This window comes from Streptomyces yangpuensis, assembly GCF_001005295.1.
Lineage (GTDB): Bacteria > Actinomycetota > Actinomycetes > Streptomycetales > Streptomycetaceae > Streptomyces > Streptomyces yangpuensis.
Genome location: NZ_LBMK01000004.1, coordinates 450,902 through 454,689 on the forward strand (window position 1 = coordinate 450,902; position 3,788 = coordinate 454,689).

General features: G+C 73.9%; 3 protein-coding genes and 1 pseudogene. 2 read left to right on the top strand and 2 right to left on the bottom strand.

The window, feature by feature from the left end:
* Positions 1 to 342 precede the first annotated feature (342 nt).
* Both AAT21_RS23485 and AAT21_RS23490 read right to left on the bottom strand, forming a co-directional pair.
* Positions 343 to 861: an SUKH-3 domain-containing protein gene (locus AAT21_RS23485; RefSeq protein WP_046778902.1), complete on the bottom strand. Its 519-nt coding sequence runs from the start codon at positions 859 to 861 to the stop codon at positions 343 to 345.
* A gap of 2 nt (positions 862 to 863) precedes the next feature.
* Positions 864 to 1,424, bottom strand: coding sequence for a YwqJ-related putative deaminase (locus AAT21_RS23490; protein WP_079025908.1), 561 nt, complete (start codon positions 1,422 to 1,424; stop codon positions 864 to 866).
* A gap of 230 nt (positions 1,425 to 1,654) precedes the next feature.
* Here AAT21_RS23490 and AAT21_RS23495 point away from each other — a divergent pair, with 230 nt between their 5' ends.
* The gene (locus tag AAT21_RS23495) at positions 1,655 to 2,650 is read left to right on the top strand and encodes an SMI1/KNR4 family protein (protein WP_079025909.1); all 996 of its coding nucleotides are present in this window, start codon (positions 1,655 to 1,657) and stop codon (positions 2,648 to 2,650) included.
* 7 nt (positions 2,651 to 2,657) lie between these two features.
* Positions 2,658 to 3,788: pseudogene (locus AAT21_RS39285) on the top strand (SUKH-4 family immunity protein); the annotation flags it as partial.

A 3,788-nucleotide genomic window follows, 5' to 3' on the forward strand; every position in this document is an offset into this window, starting at 1 on the left:
GAGCGCGCGACCTGGGCCGTCTCGGCACGGCAAACCCGCACGCGCCGAGCCGAGGAGACACTCCGGCGGGGCACCGCCCCACCCATCGCACCACCGCCCAGCCGGAACAGGCCACCCCGGCGGGAGCCGAAGCGCCCTGCCCCGCCCTGTGCACTCCTGGCCGGCAAATCCAGCCTCGCCGGCGTTTGAGGCGCGGGGTCCGGGGCGGAGCCCCAGCACACCTCCGGCGAAGCCGAGCGGCAACCGCACCGCCGAGCCGCGCAGCGAACCGGCCTCGCCGGCGTTTGAGGCGCGGGGTCCGGGGCGGAGCCCCAGGAGCCCCGGCGGAGCCGAGCGCAGCGGCTAGGCAGGGGGTTGCGTCGTGAGGCGGGTGGGCTGGAGGCCGGTCAGGAGGAGGGTGAGGGCCTCGTCGACCGTGGAGCCGAGGTACCAGTCGCCGGTGTGGTCGATGCCGTAGACCCGGCCCTCGCGGTCGAGCGCGAGGTGCGAGCCGCCGTCGGCCTCGACCCCGAGCGGGCAGAGCTCGGTGGACAGGGCCCGCCCCAGGTCGGCGAAGGTGCGCGCGAGGTGGAGCCCGGTGAGGGGGTCGATCCGTACCGGGGTCGGGGCGATCTGGCGCCCCGGTCCGGGGGCGGTGACGGTGAGGCCGCCGAACTCGGCCCAGGCCTCGACGGCGGCCGGGAAGACCGTGTGGCGGTGCCCGGCGGGGGTGGTGTGGTCCCGTAGGGCGTCGGCCCAGTACTCGGCCTGCTTGGCGTCCCAGCGGCCCGGCTCCCAGCCGGCGGTCCGCAGCGCGGAGTCCACCGCGACCGGGAAGCGGGTGGTCGAAGAGCGGTCGTAGGAGGCTGAGGTGGTCGTCATGGCTACTCGGCTGGGGTGAGGTCGACGGGGCGTACGCCGAAGTGGGCGAGGAGGGCGTCGCAGGAGCGGCAGGGGGGTGCGTAGCTGCCGTGGAGGGGGTCGCCGTCCTCGCGGATGCGCCGGGCGGTGATCTTCGCGTGCTTGAGGGAGCGGCGGGCCTCGCTGGGCGAGAGCGGCTTGCGGGAGGCGCGCCGGGAGCGGGCGCCCTCGACGGCGGCCAGGTGGCGGGAGAGCAGTATCGCTTCGGGACATCGTCCCGTGAAACGTTCGCGCTGTCCGCTGGTGAGGGTGTCCAGGAAGTCCTGCACGAGGGGGTGGAGCGTGGGTGGTTGGTCGGCCTTGCCGGCGGTGCCGGTGAGGGTCTCGCCGCGTACGGAGAGGGCGGCGGCGACGGTGGGCAGGATGCCGTCCCGGCGGAACCGCAGGACGGGTGGGGTGGGCCGGCCGTCGCTGCTGCTCCAGCGCAGGCGGGGGTCACCGGTGGGGCCACCCGCTTCGGCGGGTGTGCCTGTCGCGCCGGCGGTGCCGTCGCCCGGTTCCGTACGTGTTGCCGTGTTCTGCATGGTCGCGCTTTCCCTCCCGTGGCGGCGGTGGTGACCGCTTGCGCGCACGCCCCCGTGCTGCGGGGACAGCCTGCCAAATGTCATCTGTCATACGGAAGCGGGGTCGAATTTTCGTATCAATTCGGATGTTCCTGGCCGTCGAGCTGATGTGCGGGTTGTGGGCGGGGGAGCCTCTTGCCCCAGCGCATAGGCTGTGGTGAACCAGCCAGATCCAGCAGGGGGCTACCGCCATGACGACAGGTCGGCTCGGGCAGCAGGCCGCGCCACCCAACGCCGCTTACTCGGGGCAGGTCGTGCATTTCCCGGACCCGGTCCGGGCCGCTCGGCATCCCCACGGAGTGCGGATGGACGGTGACGGGTATCCGGACTTCTCCGCCTACGCGCGTGCGGCGGTGGAGATCGCCGAACCGCCCGAGGGTTTCGGCGTGGACGAGTTGCGGCTGACGGACTGCGTGTCCGCGAACGCGGCGATGAAGGCCGCGGGGCACGAGTTGTGGGACACGGTCGGGCCGGTGGCCACCCCGCACGGCTGGACCTGGCATCACGTGGCGGGTTCGCGGCGCATGGAGCTGGTCCCCGTCGAGGTGAAGGCGCTGCTGCGGCACCACGCGGGTCTGGCGACGGCTCCGGTGGACCACGAGAAGCGCGGGACGCGGCCGTTGCAGGAGGTGCGTCCGGTGCACATGGGGCTGCCGAAGTCCGTGGTGTCGGTCTCGGAGAGCCAGGTGCAGGGTGTCGAGGAGGACCTCGGCTACCGGCTGCCGGAGGCGTACCGCTCCTTCCTGAAGGCCTCGGGCGGCTGCGCCCCGGTGGGTGCGGGTCTGGACGTGGAGCTCGGCCTGCTGGTGGACCAGCCGTTCTTCACGGTGCGTGAGGAGGCGGCGGTCAACGACCTCGTCTACGTCAACAAGTGCCTGCGCGACCACCTGACGAAGGACTACCTGTGCGTGGCCTTCGCGCAGGGCGGTCTGATCGCGCTGAAGGTGAAGGGCGAGGGCATCGGCTCGGTGTGGTTCTCGCCCTACGACGACGCACGTGACCAGGACGGATGGTCGGTGCAGGAGCGCGTGGAGCGGCTTTTGCTGCCGTGCGGCGGTGATTTCGATGCCTTCCTCGAGCGGTTGGCGGGCAACCCGCCGGAACTGGAGACGGTGGCCGGTCTGATGGTGGACGGCGGATTCGCGCGTTCGGTTCCGGTGACGCGTGCCGGTACGGATGAGGGGTGACGGCACGGTGGTGACGTTTGCGCAGGCGCAGGAGCGCGCCGAGGAGTGGATCAACGGGGACGTGCCCGCGTACCAGCACCGGGAGGTGCGGGTACGGGAGTTCGGGCTCGGGTTCGTGGTGTGGGCCGAGGACCGGGCGGCGGGTCCGGTGTCGGGTGGCGGCCGTCAGCGGCTGGTCATCGCGCGGGACAGCGGTGAGGTGACGTTGTGGCCCGGACTGCCGGTGGGTGAGGTGATCCGCCGGTACGAGGAGGAGTACGGGGCCGCGGCCGCGACGGCGGCTCCGGAGGCTTCGGTTCCGCCGCCGCGGATCGACTCGGAACAGACGTCGTTCATGCTGAGTCCGCCGGAGTGGCTGCAGGAGGCGGCGGACCGGGCGGGCATCGCGCCCCGGCCGGCCGCGGCTGCCGCGCCGGCGGCTCCGGCTTCGGACGCGGTGTCCGCTGCGGCTTCGGACGCGGATTCCGCGGAGTCCGGCCCGGCTCCGGCCTCGGCCCCGGTTCCGGGTGCGGCGGACGCCGTGCCGCTGCGGCGCGGGGGCGAGATCCCGTACGAGCCGACGGCCAACGACGGGGTTCCGGCGACTCCCGCGGCCGCGGTGCCGACCGGCGCCACGCCATGGACGGGTACCGATGTGAACTCCGGCGCGGACGACGCGTCCGTGCCGCTGCCGGCGACCGTGTTCGCGCCGCCGCTGTCCGGGTCGGACCTGGAGGACGCGCCGTCGTCCGGGGTGGCTCCCGAGGCGAAGACGACGCTGATGCCGGGCGGCAGCCAGCTGCCGAGGACCGCGGTCGTGCCCGCGCTGGGGTCGTCGCCGCAGGACATCGCGGACGCTCCGACGAGCAAGGCCCAGGTCTCGCGGCCGGGCGCGGCCGGGGCTCCGGCTCCGGGGCAGCCGTCGACGCCGCCTGCGCCTCCCGGTCCGCCGGGGGCTCCGGGGTCGATGGGTCGTGGGCTGGACCATGCCGCGACGATGCTGGCCGGTCCGGCGGTGACGGGGCAGCCGCCGGCGCCTCCGGGTCCGCCTGGGGCTCCGGGTGCGGGTGCTTCTCAGCCGCCTGCGCCTCCTGGTCCGCCGGGGGCTCCGGGGTCGATGGGCCGTGGGCTGGACCATGCCGCGACGATGCTGGCCGGT